The organism is Ruegeria sp. H7 (assembly GCF_056532945.1).
On sequence record NZ_JBQFNZ010000010.1, the window covers coordinates 95369 to 114120 of the forward strand.

Consider the following 18752-nt stretch of genomic DNA (forward strand, 5'->3'; position numbering starts at 1 on the left):
CGAAAGCTTATTGGAAGCGTACCGCTTTGGGCCAGTTTCAGGTGTGGGCTCAAACGCAGCGGCGGAGAACACTGAACTGGAAAGACTGACTTTCCCCCCAAGAGGTTTGGTGCAGGTGATGGCGATGCGCGACGAGTTCAAAGTGTTCCTCAAAAAGCACGGCGATATCGCTCGGACTATAGCGGGCGACAGGGAGACCACTGCAAGTCTCCGGCCCATCAAGTGCAAACGTAGCAATGATCACATGGCCGCCAATTTTTACCCCTTTCTTCACGCTTTCCAGATAGGCCGCGCGTTGCGATGTATCCACGAGAAAGTGAAAAACCGCCCTATCATGCCAGACGTCATATCTGCGATCGGGGACCCAAGAAGTTATATCTGCAGAAATCCAAGTGACTGTTTCAGCGGCGCGCCCCAACCTTTCCCGGGCCGTGTCCAACGCGACCTGCGATAGATCGAGAACTGTCACGTCATGGAGCCCCTTCGCAAGCAACGCTCCAGCAAGACGAGATGTACCTCCACCAATGTCGATGACGGATGAAGGCTTAGACACTCTGATCAACTCGATGAGTTCAAGCGATATCTCTGGATCATCCTCGTGCCAACTCAATTGGGTGTCAAACTTCTCGCCATAGACATCGTCCCAGTGCTCTCTTGTGTTAGCTGTCATGTCGTATCGTTTTCCCAAGTCGTCGCCCTGGAGATATCCTCATTTTGACCGCTCCGCGCTGCGTTTTCGACTGAAGCAAAAACCAACAAGGCAACGCCCCAGACAATTCGACGCTGGTCCGTTGAATGGCCGCGTGAAGTCATCTCGGCGACAATGTAGTACACACATTCCAATTGTGAAATGTTTTAGGTGGGATTTGCTTGTCGGTCAGATTTCCACTGGGCTGCGCAAGTAGCTCCAGAATTTTGCGCAGTTTAACTGCAGTGGCGCGGGCCGGAGATACCGAAGCGTTGGCAGTTTGTGTACTGCTTGCCTGGATTGCTCTGTTCAATCAGTATAGCCGGAAGATTTTCTGAGCTTTGGAGCTTCAATCAGTCAACGAATTGCTTAAAGCGCCTTTAACCGACAATGGACTGATAACTTATGAGCAGAGCCACAGATCGTTGAAATACGATTTGGTTCTTGAGTGGCTCCTACTCCATTTCTCTTAGTTCATAGAATTTCCTACAGTCGTTGAAACGGCGAACAATCACATCATTGGTGAATAGCTGCCGCATCAACAGACTCAGTTTTTCATGATCGCGCCGATCGCATACATACCATCATCGCTTTTGACCAACATCAGTGTGACTTCGTCACCTGCGCTGATCTCACCCATCATCTGGGCATTCTCAAGAAGCTGCAAATCCATCGTCATCGCGGGCCACCCGATCTCGGGGATCGGATCATGGCTGACGTTAGCGGTTTCGTCGCCAATTGAGTTCACCAAAGCCTTTGCGTGGACCGCACCTTCCATCTGTTCGGAAGACATGGGCATGTTGGAATGGTCCATGCCGTGGTTCGTTTGCGCGATGCCGGATGTTGTAGACACGGCCAATAGGGCCAAAATTGCAGTCAAAGTTTTCATCAGATGCTCCTGTTTCAAGGTTGTGGGTATTATTCTGCCGGAAGCGCAGGGGGCACTTCCTGGATCGTGTGGGAGATCTCTCGGTTCACGCGATTGAGCGCGAGCCGTTTCCAAATCACGAATATTGCGGGAATGACAAAAAGCGTAAGAAGGGTCGCTGTCACCATGCCCCCAATCATCGGCGCAGCGATCCGCTGCATGATTTCAGAGCCTGTACCGGTGCCGTACATGATGGGTATCAGTGCTGCAAAGATCGTGGCTACAGTCATTACCTTCGGCCGAACCCGAAGAACGGCTCCTTCGAACACCGCGTCTTCGATATCGTCACGTGTCAGCTTTCGCTGTTCCGATTGCGCCAGCCCTCGACGTTTCTCCCAAGCAAGATTGAGGTACAACAACATGACAATCGCTGTTTCCACGGCAACTCCCGCCAGCGCGATGAAGCCCACGAGCACAGCAATTGAGATATCGAAGTTAAGATACCATAAGAACCAAACCCCACCTGCCAATGCGACCGGGAGCGCCGCAAGAATTATCCCGACCTCAATCACCCGATTGAACGCCAAGAAAAGCATGAGCGTGATAATTAGCAGGGTTGCAGGAGCAACGATCGTCAACCTGTCCTGCATTCTCTCTATGTACTCATACTGCCCTGACCAAGTCAGCGAGTAACCTGGAGGCAGGTCGACCTTTTCTGTAACCACCTCTTGTGCTTCGGCCACATAGCCGCCCAGGTCGCGCCCCGCGATGTCGATGAACACGAACCCAGTTCGTCGAGCGTTCTCTGATCGTATCATTCCCGGCCCGTCAACTATTCGAATATCGGCGAGAGCGGACAGTGGCACATGAGCACCCGACGGCGTGACGACAGGAAGATTTTCGAGCCGTTCCGGGCTGTCTCGCCATGCCTGAGGGTACCGAAGGTTTATAGGAAACCTCTCCAGCCCCTCCACAGATTCCGACACTTGCATACCGCCAATTGCGGTCTGCACTACGTCCTGAACTTCTCGAACACTCATCATGTATCGGGAGGCGGCATCTCGTTTGACGTCGATTTCGATGAAACGCCCGCCAACAGGTCGCTCTGCGTAGGCGGAAGCCGTTCCATCAATATCAGCGACCGCACGCTCTACTTCGATCCCTATATCTGTAATGACCTCCAAGTCGGTGCCGGATATTTTGACACCGACAGGAGTACGGATACCTGTCGCAAGCATATCGATGCGGTTCTTGATAGGTTGGATCCAAACATTTGTAACGCCCGGAACCTGAACGATACGATCGAGCTCATTCCGGATTTTCTCCATTGTCATGCCGGGGCGCCATTCTTCTTCCGGCTTGAGTTGGATTGTGGTCTCCACCATCGTTAGAGGTGCTGGATCGGTTGCAGTCTCCGCACGCCCAACTTTACCGTGAACAGTTTCGACTTCTGGCACGGTCGCGATCAGGCGGTTGGTCTGCTGCAGTACCTCACGGGCTTTTCCCGTCGAGATCCCGGGGTAGAAGCTCGGCATGTAGAGAAAATCACCTTCGTTCAACTCGGGCATGAATTCAGAGCCAATTCTCTGGTACGGGTACCACATGGACGTCACCAAAACGCCAGCCAAAAGTGTTGTTGCCCATGGCCAGGCAATTGCCGCGTCCAGAAATGGGCGGTACACGAACACGACCAAACGATTTAGCGGATTTTTTCGCTCAGGTAGAATACGCCCCCTTACAAAGTAACCCATTAAAACCGGGACCAGCGTTATCGAAAGGATGGCGGCTGCAGCCATGGCGTAGGTCTTGGTATAAGCGAGTGGCGAGAAGAGCCTACCTTCCTGATTTTCCAAAACGAAGACAGGCAGAAAACTAACCGTGATGATCGCCAGAGAATAAAACAGGGCTGGTCCCACCTCAGAAGCGCACTCTTGCACAATCCGCCATCTGTTCTCTGCTGTGAGCTTTTCCTTTTCCAACCGCCTGTGCATCGCCTCGATCATCACAATCGATGCGTCGACCATCGCACCAATAGCGATGGCTATGCCGCCGAGCGACATGATGTTTGCGTTTACTCCTTGCGCCTTCATCAGAATAAATGCGGCAAAGATTCCCAGCGGGAGCGACAGAAGAATCACGAGGGATGACCGCAGATGAAGTAGAAAAGCCGCGCACACAAGAACAACGACGATGAATTCCTGCGTCAGTTTCTTCTGGAGGTTATCGATAGCGCGCTCGATCACACCAGATCGGTCGTAGGTCGTTATGATTTCGACCCCTTCCGGCAGGTTTGAGCGCAACTCTTCTATGCGCGCTTCCACCGCTTTGATCGTCGCCAACGCGTTCCCACCCCATCGCAGGATGACCACTCCGCCAACCGCGTCTCCTTGCCCGTCGAGCTCTCCGACACCACGGCGCATTTCAGGCCCCAGGCGGATTTCAGCGACGTCTCCAAGCGTCAGAGCGGCGCCGCGCTCGTTGACCATCAATGGCGCGCTTGCAAGGTCTGACAATTCATCGATGTAGCCCGATGACCTGACCATGAATTCGGCTTCACCCATCTCAATGACGCTGCCGCCCGTCTCGCGGTTGGCCGCCTGAATAGCCGTCCTCAATTGTGCAAGTGTTATGTCATAGGCACGTAGTTTGTTTGGGTCGACGACGACCTGGTACTGTTTGACCATTCCGCCGATGGTGGCGACTTCTGAGACGCCTTCCACGGCTTGTAATTCGTATTTCAGAAACCAATCCTGCAGAGTCCTGAGCTGAGCCAGATCATGATTTCCGGTTCTGTCAACCAGCGCATACTGATAAATCCACCCGACCCCAGTCGCATCTGGGCCAAGTTGTGGTGACACGCCTTCAGGCAAGCTGCCGGTAATCTGGCCCAAATATTCGAGCACACGCGACCGAGCCCAGTAGAGGTCCGTCCCGTCCTCAAAGACGACATATACAAAGCTGTCTCCAAAGAACGAGAACCCGCGAACGTCTTTTGCACCGGGTACGGCCAATAGGGCTGTCGCAAGTGGATATGTGATTTGGTTTTCGACAACTTGAGGCGCTTGCCCGGGATATGGCGTGCGAACAATTACCTGGACATCCGAAAGATCTGGGATTGCATCAACCGGCGTCTCACGAATGGCCCAAATACCCGCAACTCCTATCATGAATGCGAGGGCCAAGATGACGAACCTGTTGGCGAGCGAAGAACGAATGATGGCCGTGATCACTGCGTAACACTCCCATCAAGCGCGACCTCTAACAGCGTCATCGAAAAGTCGGGATTGCGGCGAAGGATCAAAGAAACATCAATCCCTACAGGCAAGTTAGAAACCTCAATCCCCTCCGCAACCGGGAAATCCATGGTCATGCCCGGCATGCCGATCTCAGTCATCGGACCGTGTGTTACGTTCGCAGTACGCGCGTTCGGGTCGATACTGTTAATCCGGCCAGAAACCTGAAGCGGCGGCGCAATAGGCGTTGCCGCGGCCAAGATCATTGTCATGCCATCTGCACGCGCGAAAGTCAGAGTCATTTCAGAACCGACTTCGAGCATGTTTGGGTCCAATGTTGGCTCTATTGGGAAATCCATTGTCATGCCCGGCATCCCAATCTCAGTCATCAGCCCGTGAGTGATGGTTGCAGTTCCTGCCTCAGCATTAACGAGGTTGATCGTGCCGGTGACTACAATCGGTGGAGCAGAAGGCGTGATGGTTTCTTCGGGTTCAACTGAATCCGTCGGCGGCGAGCCCTGTTCGCGAACTGCCACAATCGAGAACATCCCCCCTTCTCCCTCTGCCAGATCAAACTCAATTGGCATGTCGATTGGCACGGTAGTGAGATCTACTCCCACAACAGGCAAATCCATTGTCATGGCGGGCCAACCGAGCTCGGGGATCGGTCCGTGCTCAAGCGTCAATTTGCCGTCTGAAGTGACGGCGCGCGCGATTCCGGCTCCAGTTCCGGCAATACCATCGTCTGGTGCAAGCTCCATCAGGCTCAGAAGCCCATCCGCACCCCGCGCGATCACGAAAGCAACCGCGTCGCCAGCATTCAAACGGTCGAGCGAAACACCAGACCTCACCGGAAACTGCGAAGTCATTGCGGGCCAATCAAGGCTTTCGAGAACGTCGTGACGAACAGTAGCCATACGATTTTGGGCATCGAGTGAAACCAGGGTACCTGCCCCGCGTGCTGGTTCGGTGTCCGTTGGTGTCATACGCGTGAAGCCGGCGCTCAAAGCACTTTCACTGTCGATTAGAAACTGTGCGGATGCGACAACTTCCTCGCCGGGTTCAAGCCCTTGTAGAACTTCTGTTCGTCCCCCCTCGCCGAAACTGTCTCGAAGACCTGTAGTCACCAGTCTCGGGCGAAAGGTACCATCGCCTGTTTTCAAGATGACGCGTTCCGCCGAACCAGTACGAATTAGCGCCTCTGATGGAACAGTGAGAACATTCCGGCTTTCATCCGGTATAAGGCTAACACTGCCAAACATGCCCGGCCGCAGCACGCCGTCGGTGTTATCGAAACTCAGTCTGACGGGAAGAGTTCGGGTTTGCGGATCAAGCTCAGGGTAAACATAGTCGATTTCGCCTTCGAAGGTGCGACCGGGTAGGTGCTCGAACCTTGCTATTGCGCGCATGTCTTCCGACAAACGTGCAATATCTCGTTCGAAAACATCGACGATCAGCCATACTTCGGAAAGATCGGTGACCGAAAACGCAAGCGTGCCTGGCTGCAGGTACATTCCATCGGCGGCGTTCAGCGCTATGACAACACCGTTTTGAGGCGCCTCAATTTCCACATTTCGAACCAACTCACCGCCCGCCTCGATCTCTGCAACCTGACGTGCGGACATACCGTGGCTGATCAACTTGTTGCGCGCCGCGTCCAAAATACGCGGGTCACCAGCTTCGACTGCGCGTACAAGATCGCCGGTTGCAGCTGCGATCAGCGGTGAAAAGAGTTCGAATAGAACTTGCCCCTTCTCAACGCGATCACCGACCGCGCGAACTTTCAGTTGCTCAATCCAACCTTCAACGCGTGTATGAACGTGATTGGTCAGGTGCTCGTCAAAGCCGACGAAACCCACCGTCTCGATACGAGGCTCGATATCCGTCATGCGTGCAACCGCGGTTCGCACGCCAATTGCGTTGATTTCTGCAGCGCTCAGGGTGACTTCTTCAGGGTCGCCGGTAGGTTCCTGCCCAGAATAAACCGGGATCAAGTCCATACCCATCGGCGATTTTCCAGGTCCAGGCTGCCGAAAATTCGGATCCATCGGAGCTACCCAATAAAGGACCTCTGGTTCGTTCGACTGGCCCTGATCAATTGGATTCAGGTACAGTCTTTCAAGAATGACACCTCCACCCAGGCCAAACGCCAAGGCAAGTACTGATAGTGCCGCATATCTTCCACGCATAATAATCTCCTGACGGTCGCAGTGCACGCTCGAACCGAAACAACATGAAAACCCGCGCTTGCGGGCCTGTGGATGTTAGGAGATTTGTGGAGGGCGATCGGGCGTCAGGGGCTCCTGAGACAGGCGGGTGTCCGAATCCATGTTTCGGTTTTGCTGCCCAAAAGCTGTAGCCAACACAGCAACACTCACTTGGGTTGGATACTCACCAACGCAGCAGATGCCGGAATGACATTCTCCGCTGTGATTTACGTGGCTATCCGTGTGGATTTGGCCAGTCGTCGGATGCAAACCGCTATGGTCGTGTTTGAAGTCTGATGACTTTGCAGCCATTGAAACGCCGTGAGGCTCAGAGGTGCTACTGTTTTTGACGTCAGTGCTCGCGACCACAACAGTGCCGACGAATGTCATCGCCAAGCAGACGCATGTCAGAAACGTCATTCGCAACACTGAGAAAAACTTCCACTCCATCCCGTGCAGTTAGGACGAACGTAACGTGTGTTCAAGCCAGTCGGAGAAAAAAACAGGTGAGTTGGTGCGCTGCATCGAAATGAAGCTGATTCCCGCGAATACACGTAACAAACTGCCAAAATTGGAGGCAGTTCATACGATGAGCGCATCTAAGTTTGGCCGAGGTTCTTCAGGATCGGGCAGTCAGGGCGGTGGTCGCCAGCACATTCGTCGATCAGATGAGACAGTGTAGCATGCATGGCCTTCAGGTCCGCGATCTTGGCATCTATCTCTTTTAGGTTCTGTTTGGCGATATCCTTCACGTCCGCGCTTGCGCGTTCTTTGTCCTCGTACAACGCCAGTAGTGAACGGCAATCCTCAATGGTAAAGCCCAAGGAACGGGCCCGCCCGATGAAGGCCAGTTTGTGCAATTCCTTTTCATCGAAATGACGATACCCATTCAGGCTGCGCCTGGGTTTGATGAATCCGATATCCTCGTAATAGCGGATGGTTTTGGCAGGCAAACCCGAACGTTCTGCTACATCTCCGATATTCACAGCGGTTCTCCTATTCTATTCAGCAGGCGCTGAACGCAGCGTCTGCTCGGTGTTCTGCGAGATCTGTTCTCGCCCAACTTTGATCGGCTTAACCCAGCGCAACCGCAGCGCGTTGGTCAGTACAAATACACTGGACAGAGCCATGGCACCTGCAGCCAGAACCGGCGACAGCAACGGGCCGCCAAACGGATAGAGCACCCCCGCTGCAACCGGTATGAGCAGCGTGTTATAGCTGAATGCCCAGAACAGGTTTTGGCGGATGTTGCGCATGGTGCGCTGACTAATATCGAAGGCGTTGACCACGCCTGTCAGGTCGCCTGACATCAGAACGACGTCAGCCGCCTCGATGGCGATGTCAGTGCCTGTCCCGATCGCTATTCCTACGTCAGCCGCCGCCAGAGCGGGGGCATCATTGATGCCATCACCCACAAAGGCCAGTTTTCCGCCATTTGAGCGCAGATCTTGCAACGCGGATACTTTACCCTCGGGCAGAACCTCGGCCACGACATGATCGATGCCAAGCTGCGCCGCGATGGATTTGGCTGTAGCGGTATTGTCGCCGGTAATCATCGCTACTTTCAGCCCCAGTCCGTGCAAAGCTTCAATTGCGTCTGGCGTGGTGGTCTTGATTGGGTCCGCCACAGCGATTACGGCCGCGATAACCCCGTCTACGGCAGCATAAAGTGGAGTCTTTCCGTTGATTGCCAGTTCAGCGCCCCGATCAGACAGCGCGCCCATTTCAACCCCTTCGCGACTCATCAGGCGGTCGGCCCCGATCAAGATTGTATGGCCTTCGACTGAAGCGCTTACCCCGTAACCGGTGAGCGACGTGAAGTCTTCTGGCTTCGAAAGCTCCAGACCACGGGTTTCAGCCGCGCGCACGATGGCCGTGGCGATCGGATGTTCGGATGTGACCTCAACGGCAGCCACAAGGCGCAGAACCTCATCCTCGGCCAATCCTTCGGCCACAATAAGGTCGGTCAGCTCCGGGCGCCCTTCGGTCAAGGTCCCTGTCTTGTCTACCGCAACAACAGTGGTTTCCTGCAGCATTTGCAAGGCGTCGCCCTTTCGGAAAAGGACACCCATCTCGGCCGCGCGGCCGGTGCCGACCATGATTGAGGTGGGTGTGGCCAACCCCATGGCGCAGGGGCAAGCAATGATCAGTACCGCAACCCCGGCTACCAACGCCAGGCTGAGCGCGGGATCGGGTCCGAACAACATCCAAACCAGCACAGTCACAACGGCCACAGCGATCACTACCGGCACGAACCACAGCGTGATGCGATCGACCAGGCCTTGAATCGGAAGCTTGGCCCCTTGGGCTTGTTCGACCATTTGAATGATCTGGGCCAACATAGTGTCTGCGCCGATCTTTTCAGCCCGGTACGTCAATGCGCCCGCGCCATTGACTGTTCCGCCGACCACAGTTGCGCCCTCGGTCTTTTCGGCAGGAACCGGCTCGCCGGTGATCATGCTTTCATCGACATATGACGCGCCGGTCACTACGGCACCATCCACCGCGATTTTTTCGCCCGGTCGAACGTGCACAATATCCCCTACATCGATCTGCTCGATCGGTAGCTCGACAACCGATCCGTCGCGCTCAACTCGCGCTGTTTTTGCCTGCAGACCGACCAATTTTCGGATCGCTTCACCAGTTCGCCCCTTGGCGCGCGCCTCGAGGAACCGCCCCAGCAATATGAGAACCACGATCACCGCTGCGGCCTCGTAGTAGACGTTTGCGGTGCCGGCGGGAAGAACACCCGGCGCAAAGGTGGAAACAAGCGAGAACCCATAGGCCGCCGAAGTGCCCAGGGCCACCAGAGAGTTCATGTCCGGCGCGCCTTTGAACAAGGAAGGGAATCCCTTGGTGTAGAACTGCAAACCAGGGCCAAAAAGAACGATCGTGGTCAGAAGGAATTGCAGGTAATAGCTGTTCTGGATGCCGATCGTGCTCGCTATCAGGTGGTGCATGCCCGGAATTACATGCGAGCCCATTTCAAGGATAAAGACCGGCAAAGCGAGCAAGGCGGCAAAGCTTGTTCGCCGGGCCAATTGGCGAATCTCTTTGGCTTTGCGGTCTTGTGGTTCGGTCTGCGTCGCGGATCGCAGACTCGCCGGATAGCCAGCAGTTGCCGCAAGCGCCGCGATGGCTTCGGGTGTTGTGACTCCCTCAGCATAACGTACAGTTGCACTTTCGGTTGCCAGATTGACCGACGCGGACAAGACGCCATCATCTGCTTGCAATGCCCGTTCAACGCGCCCCACGCACGATGCGCAGGACATGTTCTGAATATCCAGCGTTACCTCTTCCGTCCGTGCCGGATATCCGGCGCTGTTTAACGCATCAGCAATGGCCGCTTTATCGGCTGGATCATGGAAATCGACCTGAACGCTTTCGCTGGCGAGATTAACCGAAGCGGCATCTACCCCTGGCACATCTTTCAACGCGCGCTCGACGCGCCCTACGCAAGAAGCACAGCTCATACCCTGAACTTGAAACCGTGCATGTGAAATTTCAGTCATATTGTCACCACAAATGTTCTGCTGACGGGCAACATAAGGGTTCCAGCAAGTGGAAGGTCAAGGGATGGGGTTGACTTTCTTTTCCACTAATTTTGGCGATCCAATTTTCACGACTTGACCTTCCTGTGCTGGAATACTTTAGCCGGGACAACGGAAAACAGGAGCAAACATCTATGACGACCCTAAATATCCCGGACATGAGCTGCGGGCACTGCAAGTCAGCTATCGAAAAAGCCGTTGCCACGGTGGATTCCTCCGCACAGTTGGACTTTGACATGGAAAACCGCAGGGTACGTGTCTTAAGCGCCAATCCACTTGATCATATCCTTGCTGCTCTGAAGTCCGAGGGATACGAAGCCACGGTCGCATGAGAAACTTAGGGGCGCACATTCTGTCGCCGCCTTGGTTTTATCTTGCGTCTCTGACTGCCTCGATTAGCCGGGTCATTTCATCTTCGGCGATCAGCCCCGGGGCAAGCGCATCTCCAATCACAAACGAGGGGGTGCCACTAAAGCCAAGCTGTCGGGCCAATTCCATGGACACCTGAATATGCGCGTCGACTTCCGGCGCCTCCATGTCTGCGCGCAATTGATCCTCGTCCAGGCCAAGTTCCCGAACAACTTTCAGGACACTGGCCTCAGTGGCACGACCGTTCAGAGCCATAAGTGCCCAATGAAATTCTTCATATTTTCCCTGATTACGTGAGGCAAGCGCGGCGCGTGCCGCGAAGTCGGAACCTTCTCCGAGTATGGGCCATTCTCGATAAACAACTCGTACATCGGAATCGCCTGCGATTACGTTTTTCACGACCGGGGCAGCGCGTTTGCAATATGGGCAGTTATAGTCAAAAAACTCGACCACGGTTACATCGCCTTCCGGGTTTCCGATGACAGGCGCATTCGGATCCTGTTCCAGCAATTCACGCTGATTTTCCAGGACGTTTCCAATGGCTTCGGCTTTTGCCTGATTCTCGCGCTGTTGAAGCAGTTGAATCGCCTGCATGATAATCTCAGGGTTTTCCAAAATGGCTTCCAGAGCCAGCCGTTTCACATCGGAGTCAGACAGCTCTTCGGCGCGTGCCATAGGAACGCCAATCGACATGGCGATGGCGATTAAGCCGGCAAGTATTCGTTTCACATCAGTTTCCTTCCGTTTGTTCTGCCTCGGTGCGCTGCATTTGCAGCTTGCGTTCCCGATCCGGCCAACTTCCCTTGATGAAGGCGAGGATGTCCCAGATTTCCTGATCCGACAGAGTGTCACCGAAACCCGGCATGCCGCTTTTGACGTCAGCGACACCCATCTGTTTTAGCGTTTGGTCCCCGCCAAGCTTTGTATAATCGAACAACAACTTGTCGCTGTGATGCCAAGTGTGCCCTGTTCGGTCATGCGGGGGTGCCAGTAGTACGCCATCTGCACCGGGTGTTTGCCAATCCGGCTGACCCTCCAAATCTGCCCCGTGGCATGACGCGCAGTTTTCGGCGTACAAAACTGCACCACGTGCCGAATCCGCCGATGAACTGTTCTGCGCACGCCCACCCAGGCCCCAGCCAGCGACCGCGACAATGATCACCACAGCAGCCAGTGACACCCATTTCGCCGCGCTCTTATTCATCACGCCACGCTCAGCCAGGTCTTCATACCAGCGGCCTGATGCGACAGCATGTGGCAATGAAACAGCCAGTCCCCCGGATTATCCGCAACGAACGCAATCTCCCGCGTTTCTATCCGGTCAACCAGGATTGTGTCCCGCAGCGGCCCCAGGCTGCCGTTCGGCAGAACTTCCTGGAAGTGCGTCCCGTGCAAGTGCATAGCGTGCGGAAAGACGGTGTCGTTCTGCATCTGAATCCGGACTATGTCGCCACGCGTAACGGCAGCAAGCGGGTTTTCAGGTAACCCGGCGACACCGTTGAATGTCCAGATCTGCCCTTCCTGAACCAATTCATTGGCGCTCATGACTTGGCCGTTAAAAGTGCCTTGACGCAGTCCGCCCATCGCCCCGCCTTCCATCACCAATGGAACTGTCAAAGCGTCAGAAACATCTTCGAGAAAAGAAGCAGGGTTGGGTGGCAGGGCTGCGATCACACCGCGGTTAGCAGATGTGCCGCTTCCCGAAACCGGGATCTCAGCGATGACAAACGATTCATCGCGTTCGTGAAGAGTTATTTGAACGGCTTCGTTCGATTCCGCTGTTACATCAACAATTAAGTCTGCTCGCTGTGCAGGCCCGAAAACAAGGGTTTCAAAATCCTCTGGCTGCGCTACCGGCATGCCATCATAAGCGACCAGTTTCCCGTTTGCGCCACCTACTGAGACATACATGATCCGATCAGTTGCCACGTTGACCATTCGAAGTCGCAAACGCTGGTTTGTCAGAACTTCTGTCATGGGCGATATGTTTGCGTGAACGTAGTTTCCCATTCGGCCTGCATGCGTCCAGTCATGCATCGCGCCGAAATCATCGACGATTTGGGCGTCCTGACCCAACCTCCAGTCATCCAGCAGGATCGTAAGGTCATGATCCGTGTCCGGCGGGTCCGTTTCGTCGACGATGAACGCGCCGTAAAGGCCCCTGGCCACTTGTTCCGTTGACTGGTTATGAGAGTGGTACCAGAAGGTTCCTGCATCCTTCAGAGGCAAGTCATACTGAAATTCGCCGCTTGTTGGTACAGCCTCCTGTGTAAGACCCGGCACCCCGTCCATATTGTTTGGAACCCGCAGTCCATGCCAATGGATTGCCGTAGGCTGAGGCAGTGAGTTCAGGAGCGTCCGGCGAACCGTTTCGCCCTGCCGGGCACGAATTTCGGGGCCCGGAACACCGCCATCATATCCCCATATCTCAGTTTCAGGATAGCTGTCGGGGGCAACACGTGCCAATCCTGAACGCGCCTCGATTATTCGGGGGGCGGTCGCCGCCCTCCTGATAGTCGGCATTGCGATTAGTGCCGACGTGCCTGCAACGAATTGCCTGCGATTAAGCTTCATGAAGACTTCCTTCCAAAGAATACTTGATCTCTCACTGGATTATCCCCCCTCGTGCACATCCAGCAGATAGGTCGCCATTGCCTTCCGGTCATCGTCTGTCAGAAAACTGGTGCCATAGTTTACAACCTCTCCCATGGCCCCGCCGAAGACATCGCCATCAGGCATGACGCCGGTGCGCAAGGCGTAAGCCAGATCATCAACCGTCCAACCACGCATTTGCAGGGTCTCAAAGTCGATAGCCGGTGCCTTGTCACCGCCCGGCAGAGAGTCACTTCCTTTGAAGTGTTCCGTGTCCGAATTTCTTGCGCCAGCCAGGTTCCTCCCGGTGTGGCAGGCCGCACAATGCGTGGCACCTTCGACCAGTAGCCGACCCCGGTTCCACACTTCGTCATTGCCCGGCACGGGATCAGTGCGGGGTGGTTCCAGAAAAGCCGCGCGCCACAGCTTCAGGCCCCATCTCTGATTGAAGGGGAACGCCATTTCCTGCTCTTTTGACGGTTCCGCTACCGGTGCAACCGTTTGCCAGGCGGCCCAGAGATCGGCGATATCCTGATCCGTGAAATTGGCATAGAACGGATAAGGAAAGGCCGGGTAGTAGGGTTGTCCGCCGGGTGACACGCCTTGACGCACAGCGCGAGCAAACTCCTCGATTGTCCAGTCACCGATCCCGTGGTCAGGATCTGTGGTCAGGTTCGGCGAAAAGAGCGTGCCGAACGGGGTATCCAACTCCACCCCACCGGCCAAGGGCGCGCCCCCTTTGGCAAAATCTGTGTGGCAAGCGATACAGCCACTTGCCCTTGCCAGATAAGCCCCGCGGTTAACGTCACCCTGAATGTCGAGAGCTTGTAAGGGCTGGCCAATTGGCCAAGCCATCACGGCAACAAGTCCCGCTGACGCCGTTACGGCGGCAGCAAGGCCCAATCGGAATATCGGTCTCATGACGCATTCCTATTCCGACCGAAATTGCGTGTGACATGCCGAGCATGTCTGGCTCAGCATCATGAACACACCATCTGCCGGCATTTCAGAAAGTTGTGCCTGGTTTGAACTGCCGCCCATCATTCCGGCACCCATCATGGATGCGCCGCCCATCATGCCCGAACCATGGCCCGACCCGGACATCATCAACCCGTTGTCCGCCGCAAGCGCAAGGCCTTCAGAGTAGGTTTCCAACTGTCTGGCTAACTCTGCAAATGAACCCCAATCCTGCCAGATCTCCGATTTGGCCTCCGAGGGTTTGCCATCAGATCCCTCTGGAAACAGCTTTGTCATGCTCTCGCCAGCGTGACGCCCGATTTTCTTGGCCTCGCTTCGTACCGTTTGCGCATTGTAGGGCGTTTTCCCCTGCATCATCGGCGTAAGGATCTTCATGCTGTCCTTCATCGCGGACATACCATCCATGCGTTCTTTGACGATGCCGGTTGCGCCACCATGCGCCAGGGCGGCGGCTGCGAACAGAGAAACCAGGGCAACGCCTGTGGTCATTTTTAGAATGTTCATTGTTTTGTCCTTGTCGTCTGCTTCGACGCGCCCAGGTTGAGCGCAATTCGACTGGTCAGATCAGGACACGCGGCGGCGGTGGGTCAAACGCCGCGATACCGAGAACCCGGTATTGGGCTCGAGGGATCGAGTATCTTTGTTCAGTATCTTGGGGGCCAGGCGGTGGTGGACCCATCGAAAATAGACCAACAGCGTTGCAAATCGTTCCGCCATGACAATGTCCGGGATGACCCTGCTTGACATGCTCAACGTCCGCAGAGTCCGATTGGTCAATCACGTGCTGTGAACCACTGCCATGTGCATGAGCAGAATCGGCCGTCACAAGCAGCCCGCCAATGGCCAGCACCATTGACAGTATGATGTAACGAATTGCACTGCCCATTCGGCTCGTCACCTTCAGAAAATCCCGTTTTCCTGCTGCAACTCTCTTATGTACGCCACGATGCCTTTCACATCCGCACGGGTCAAGCCATCGACCGGCGGCATATTGCCGAACTTCCAATGGTGTGCCCGAACTCCATTCTGGACTGCCACATAAAATGACTCGTCCGAATGGTGGCTTGGTTCATAGATTTTATGCACCAAAGGTGGTGCAAGGCCTTCCAGACCCGTTGCATTCGCGCCATGGCACGCCGAGCATTTGGCGTCGAATGCCACTTTGCCGACGGCCGCAAATTCGCTTAGCTGGTCCGGCAGATTGACGTTTTCAATTGGGTCTCCTGGCTCCAGTGCTGACGTATCGGGCGGCGTCATCGAGTGACCTGTTGGTTGCTGATTTAAGTTGTAGACGAACGCGGCGGCGCCTGCGACCACTACTCCGCCTATCAAGAGTGTAAGTTTATCCATCTCTGTTCTTCACATGATTGTCAGTTCTTAGGTTCAACGCGCGCAAAAAAAGTCGGCCTGACCAAGGTCAGATCAGTTTTACCTGAGTGCCCACAGTGGCCAGTTCGAACAATTCCGCAATCTGCTCGTTGTATAAACCAATGCAGCCGTTGGAGGATCTTCTCCCGATCTTGCGCGTGTCGTTGGTGCCGTGGATGCGGTAGTATTGCCAGCTCAAATAGAGCGCATGTGTCCCCAGAGGGTTCTCAGGACCCGGGCCTACATAGTCAGGCCATGCTGGATTGCGCTGTTTCATTGCCGGCGTTGGTCGCCAAGATGGCCCTTCGACCTTGCGAATAACTGTGGTGTAGCCCAGCCTTGTAAGGTCTTCCGTGAGCGGTACGCTGGTTGGATACATCCGATAGACGCTTTCGTCTTCTGACCAATATTGCAGGACCTTGGACTGTGTATCGGACAGGATTACCCCGTTTTTCAAGGTATCAAAGTGGTCCTGCCATTTAGCAACGCGGAATGAGGAAACATTGCGGCGCGTCCCCTCAGTTGCCGTTGATTGGGCCCAAACGGCCGGTGCTGGAAAAAGCGTCGTCGCAGCAAACGCGGCAATCACTCCACGTCGCGTAACAACCTTTCCTTCTTTGCTCCGTTTCATGCCTGCCATCCCAAAGTTTATTCTTTTTTTCCGACTCAAATAACTCGTATGCCCGGTTCCTGCGCTGGAAGGTCAACACGCAAATGACATTTCATATGGGATGCCTCGTCTGAATTGTTGTTGCCGTCGGCGCAGGAATATTTCCTTAGAAGGCGGACCCAAATCATCAAGTCATTGTGGAAAAGCAATTTTTCTTGGACGTAATTCCAGGCTGCTTTAAGCAAAACCTGACTTTCTTGAATCAACCGAGCACAAAAAAGCAACGCTAACAATTGCTTAGTTCTTGGTGAATTGATGTGATCACCCGTCGATGCGAGGGTATCAGGTACTACAAATGACAAACACAGTGGACTAAACACCATGTGCTTCAAGAAAGCTTTCCAAGCACTGGCCGCACTTATGCTCGTCGGCGCCTGCACCGAAACAACGTCGATATCTGCAGAAAGCGAGCCCGGAACGCTTTCCCGAGTTCCTGACGCCGTTGCCCAGATCGCTGCTCCGGGCCAGGACCTGAACGCCGTTAAAATCATGCCTGAGGACGGTTGCTATTGGTATCGCTACGTGGGGCCGGTTGAAACAACCTACCTGCCACTCAGGACTATTGAAGGGCGCCCAATCTGTACGCGCGCCTGACAAGCGCCTATCAGCTGGTCGCGGTCAGAAGGCGCTCGGGAGGGTAGAGATGAGCCGTGGACCCTGGCCTGACACGATCATAAAGCCCGATGATATGTGGCATCGCCATCCTTACGCAGCCAGAACTTGCGCGACCTCCGATAGATCTTGGATAAGGCGTTCCGTGAATTCGCAGGTATGTGTCGCGACCACCTTCGAACAGATAAAACGCCCTTGATCCCAATGGGTTTGTCGGCCCACCGGGCACACCATCTGCGAATTGCGCATATTCATCAGGGTCGCGTTCAATCATTTCGGCTGTAGGAGTCCAACGCGGCCATTTGGCCTTTCGCTTGATTGTGTAGACACCGGGCTCGTAAAGATTGCCTCGGGCAATGGCTACGCCGTAACGCATTGCTGTGCCACCGTCTTCGATGAAATACAGATATCGTGCCACCGCGTCGACATGAATGTCACCCGGAATAAGTGGTCGATTGGTTTGCACACGCTGAGGCAGGAAACGTGGGTGTAACCCCCAGGGATTGGATGTTGCGGGATCAAAATTGGCTGGCGTTACTTGCGCATCCCACTCCGACCATTGCGAGGCCGCCGCCGACGTCACTCCAAAAACCGGCTGAGAGAAAATGGCGAGCGAACTTGCAACAAAATGTCGTCTGGTCAGCATTTATAGCGCTCCTGTTGCCTGGTTGGTGTCTGGAGTTAGTACCCAGGGGATTAGACAATCCGCGACGGGGGAAGATTTGTCCATTCAATTATTCGTTCGATACCGCTTCGACCCACCCGCGAGTTTTCAAGGCATAAAGTAACCTAGGCAGCTTCGTGTTTAACCTGAAACTTCACCAAGCGTCGGGACGACAATGCCTGCTGTTCATACCCCTAAAATCTTCCCTGTTCCGGCCGTGTCTATGCACCAAGTAAGGCCCAAGCAAATGCTGGACTGGTTTGACAGCGTCAAATTCGCTTCGCGCCAAAACAGCTTGACCTTCCATCGTGGGAAGGCGTTAGCAGAGGTCTCCAATCCGAATTTTGGAGTTGAATGTGAAAGAAAATCAGATTGCAGACGCGCCGCAGGCGTCAACACCGGTTAGCGGCGGCAAGATCCTGAAATGGGGCATGATGGTATGTTGCATTGCCATGATAACGCCGATCGTTCTCTACTTCATCGCCGGCGGGACGGTTGGCGGGCTTTCTGAATCCTTGGGTCTTTTCGCACCGTTGATCCTGTGCCTCGGAGCCCATTTCTTTATGCACAAGGCGATGGGAAAATCCTGTCATTCGAACAAATCTGAATCGGAAAGACCAAAGGCAACAGACGCCGCGGTCGGACCGAACCCAGTACACCGGCAATAATCTTCAATCATGAAGCTTTGGTGCTCAAGGTTGGCCGCCATGTCGCTGGCCGCTCTTTCGCTGGCGGCTTGCGCACCACGCCCTAAACTATGCCCGCTGCAACCGCCGCAGCCTGAATACGCCCTGCCCCAAGGTTGCCGGGTTCAATGGGAGGGCGCGGATGGCGGGGCCTATTTCATCTGCGAAGACGGGCGCGAAGGTTTCGTGAGCTGATCGTGGGGATGTGACATTCCGGCTCGTTGACCCTCCAGCGCTGGAATCTGGCAGAGACGGGTGCAAAACAA

At 54.8% G+C, this 18752-nt stretch carries 17 protein-coding genes; 3 read left to right on the plus strand and 14 right to left on the minus strand.

All coding sequences use genetic code 11. The annotated features are described in order from the left end of the window. Positions 1-49: 49 nt before the first annotated feature. The 6 genes from ACR0AC_RS18755 to ACR0AC_RS18780 form a co-directional block, all read right to left on the minus strand. On the minus strand, positions 50-670 hold the full coding sequence (locus tag ACR0AC_RS18755) for a class I SAM-dependent methyltransferase (RefSeq protein WP_170417923.1): 621 nt from the start codon (positions 668-670) through the stop codon (positions 50-52). Positions 671-1235: 565 nt separating this feature from the next. Further along, complete coding sequence (locus ACR0AC_RS18760; protein WP_170417920.1) at positions 1236-1577, minus strand: copper-binding protein; 342 nt, start codon at positions 1575-1577, stop codon at positions 1236-1238. Positions 1578-1606: 29 nt separating this feature from the next. Then, the gene (locus ACR0AC_RS18765; RefSeq protein ID WP_170602099.1) at positions 1607-4786 is read right to left on the minus strand and encodes an efflux RND transporter permease subunit; all 3180 of its coding nucleotides are present in this window, start codon (positions 4784-4786) and stop codon (positions 1607-1609) included. Beyond that, positions 4783-6978, minus strand: coding sequence for an efflux RND transporter periplasmic adaptor subunit (locus ACR0AC_RS18770; protein WP_152460771.1), 2196 nt, complete (start codon positions 6976-6978; stop codon positions 4783-4785). The genes ACR0AC_RS18765 and ACR0AC_RS18770 overlap by 4 nt, the downstream gene beginning before the upstream one ends. A 617-nt stretch (positions 6979-7595) precedes the next feature. Next, positions 7596-7982: a Cu(I)-responsive transcriptional regulator gene (gene cueR, locus ACR0AC_RS18775; protein ID WP_152460772.1), complete on the minus strand. Its 387-nt coding sequence runs from the start codon at positions 7980-7982 to the stop codon at positions 7596-7598. Positions 7983-7997: 15 nt separating this feature from the next. After that, on the minus strand, positions 7998-10508 hold the full coding sequence (locus ACR0AC_RS18780; RefSeq protein WP_152460773.1) for a heavy metal translocating P-type ATPase: 2511 nt from the start codon (positions 10506-10508) through the stop codon (positions 7998-8000). A 173-nt stretch (positions 10509-10681) separates the two neighbouring features. Between ACR0AC_RS18780 and ACR0AC_RS18785 the strand changes: the two genes are divergently transcribed. Then, the gene (locus ACR0AC_RS18785; protein WP_152460774.1) at positions 10682-10879 is read left to right on the plus strand and encodes a heavy-metal-associated domain-containing protein; all 198 of its coding nucleotides are present in this window, start codon (positions 10682-10684) and stop codon (positions 10877-10879) included. 37 nt (positions 10880-10916) lie between these two features. Here ACR0AC_RS18785 and ACR0AC_RS18790 read toward each other — a convergent pair whose 3' ends face one another. The 8 genes from ACR0AC_RS18790 to ACR0AC_RS18825 form a co-directional block, all read right to left on the minus strand. Beyond that, positions 10917-11645, minus strand: coding sequence for a DsbA family protein (locus ACR0AC_RS18790; RefSeq protein ID WP_437181726.1), 729 nt, complete (start codon positions 11643-11645; stop codon positions 10917-10919). A gap of 1 nt (position 11646) precedes the next feature. Further along, positions 11647-12120: a c-type cytochrome gene (locus ACR0AC_RS18795; RefSeq protein ID WP_152460775.1), complete on the minus strand. Its 474-nt coding sequence runs from the start codon at positions 12118-12120 to the stop codon at positions 11647-11649. After that, a complete protein-coding gene (locus ACR0AC_RS18800) occupies positions 12120-13490 on the minus strand; it encodes a multicopper oxidase family protein (RefSeq protein WP_480875348.1) in 1371 nt (456 codons plus the stop codon). The genes ACR0AC_RS18795 and ACR0AC_RS18800 overlap by 1 nt, the downstream gene beginning before the upstream one ends. A gap of 39 nt (positions 13491-13529) precedes the next feature. After that, the gene (locus ACR0AC_RS18805; protein WP_152460777.1) at positions 13530-14429 is read right to left on the minus strand and encodes a c-type cytochrome; all 900 of its coding nucleotides are present in this window, start codon (positions 14427-14429) and stop codon (positions 13530-13532) included. 9 nt (positions 14430-14438) lie between these two features. Beyond that, entirely contained in the window at positions 14439-14990 is a 552-nt protein-coding gene (locus tag ACR0AC_RS18810; RefSeq protein WP_152460778.1) for a c-type cytochrome, read from the minus strand. Positions 14991-15386: 396 nt separating this feature from the next. Then, positions 15387-15836: a c-type cytochrome gene (locus ACR0AC_RS18815; protein ID WP_152460780.1), complete on the minus strand. Its 450-nt coding sequence runs from the start codon at positions 15834-15836 to the stop codon at positions 15387-15389. A 67-nt stretch (positions 15837-15903) separates the two neighbouring features. Further along, the gene (locus ACR0AC_RS18820; RefSeq protein WP_152460781.1) at positions 15904-16494 is read right to left on the minus strand and encodes a L,D-transpeptidase; all 591 of its coding nucleotides are present in this window, start codon (positions 16492-16494) and stop codon (positions 15904-15906) included. A gap of 634 nt (positions 16495-17128) precedes the next feature. Continuing rightward, complete coding sequence (locus tag ACR0AC_RS18825) at positions 17129-17782, minus strand: L,D-transpeptidase (protein ID WP_152460783.1); 654 nt, start codon at positions 17780-17782, stop codon at positions 17129-17131. Positions 17783-18156: 374 nt separating this feature from the next. Between ACR0AC_RS18825 and ACR0AC_RS18830 the strand changes: the two genes are divergently transcribed. Both ACR0AC_RS18830 and ACR0AC_RS18835 read left to right on the plus strand, forming a co-directional pair. Then, a complete protein-coding gene (locus ACR0AC_RS18830) occupies positions 18157-18468 on the plus strand; it encodes a DUF2933 domain-containing protein (protein WP_170602095.1) in 312 nt (103 codons plus the stop codon). Between the two features lie 39 nt (positions 18469-18507). Continuing rightward, complete coding sequence (locus ACR0AC_RS18835; protein ID WP_170417885.1) at positions 18508-18681, plus strand: hypothetical protein; 174 nt, start codon at positions 18508-18510, stop codon at positions 18679-18681. Positions 18682-18752: the final 71 nt, after the last annotated feature.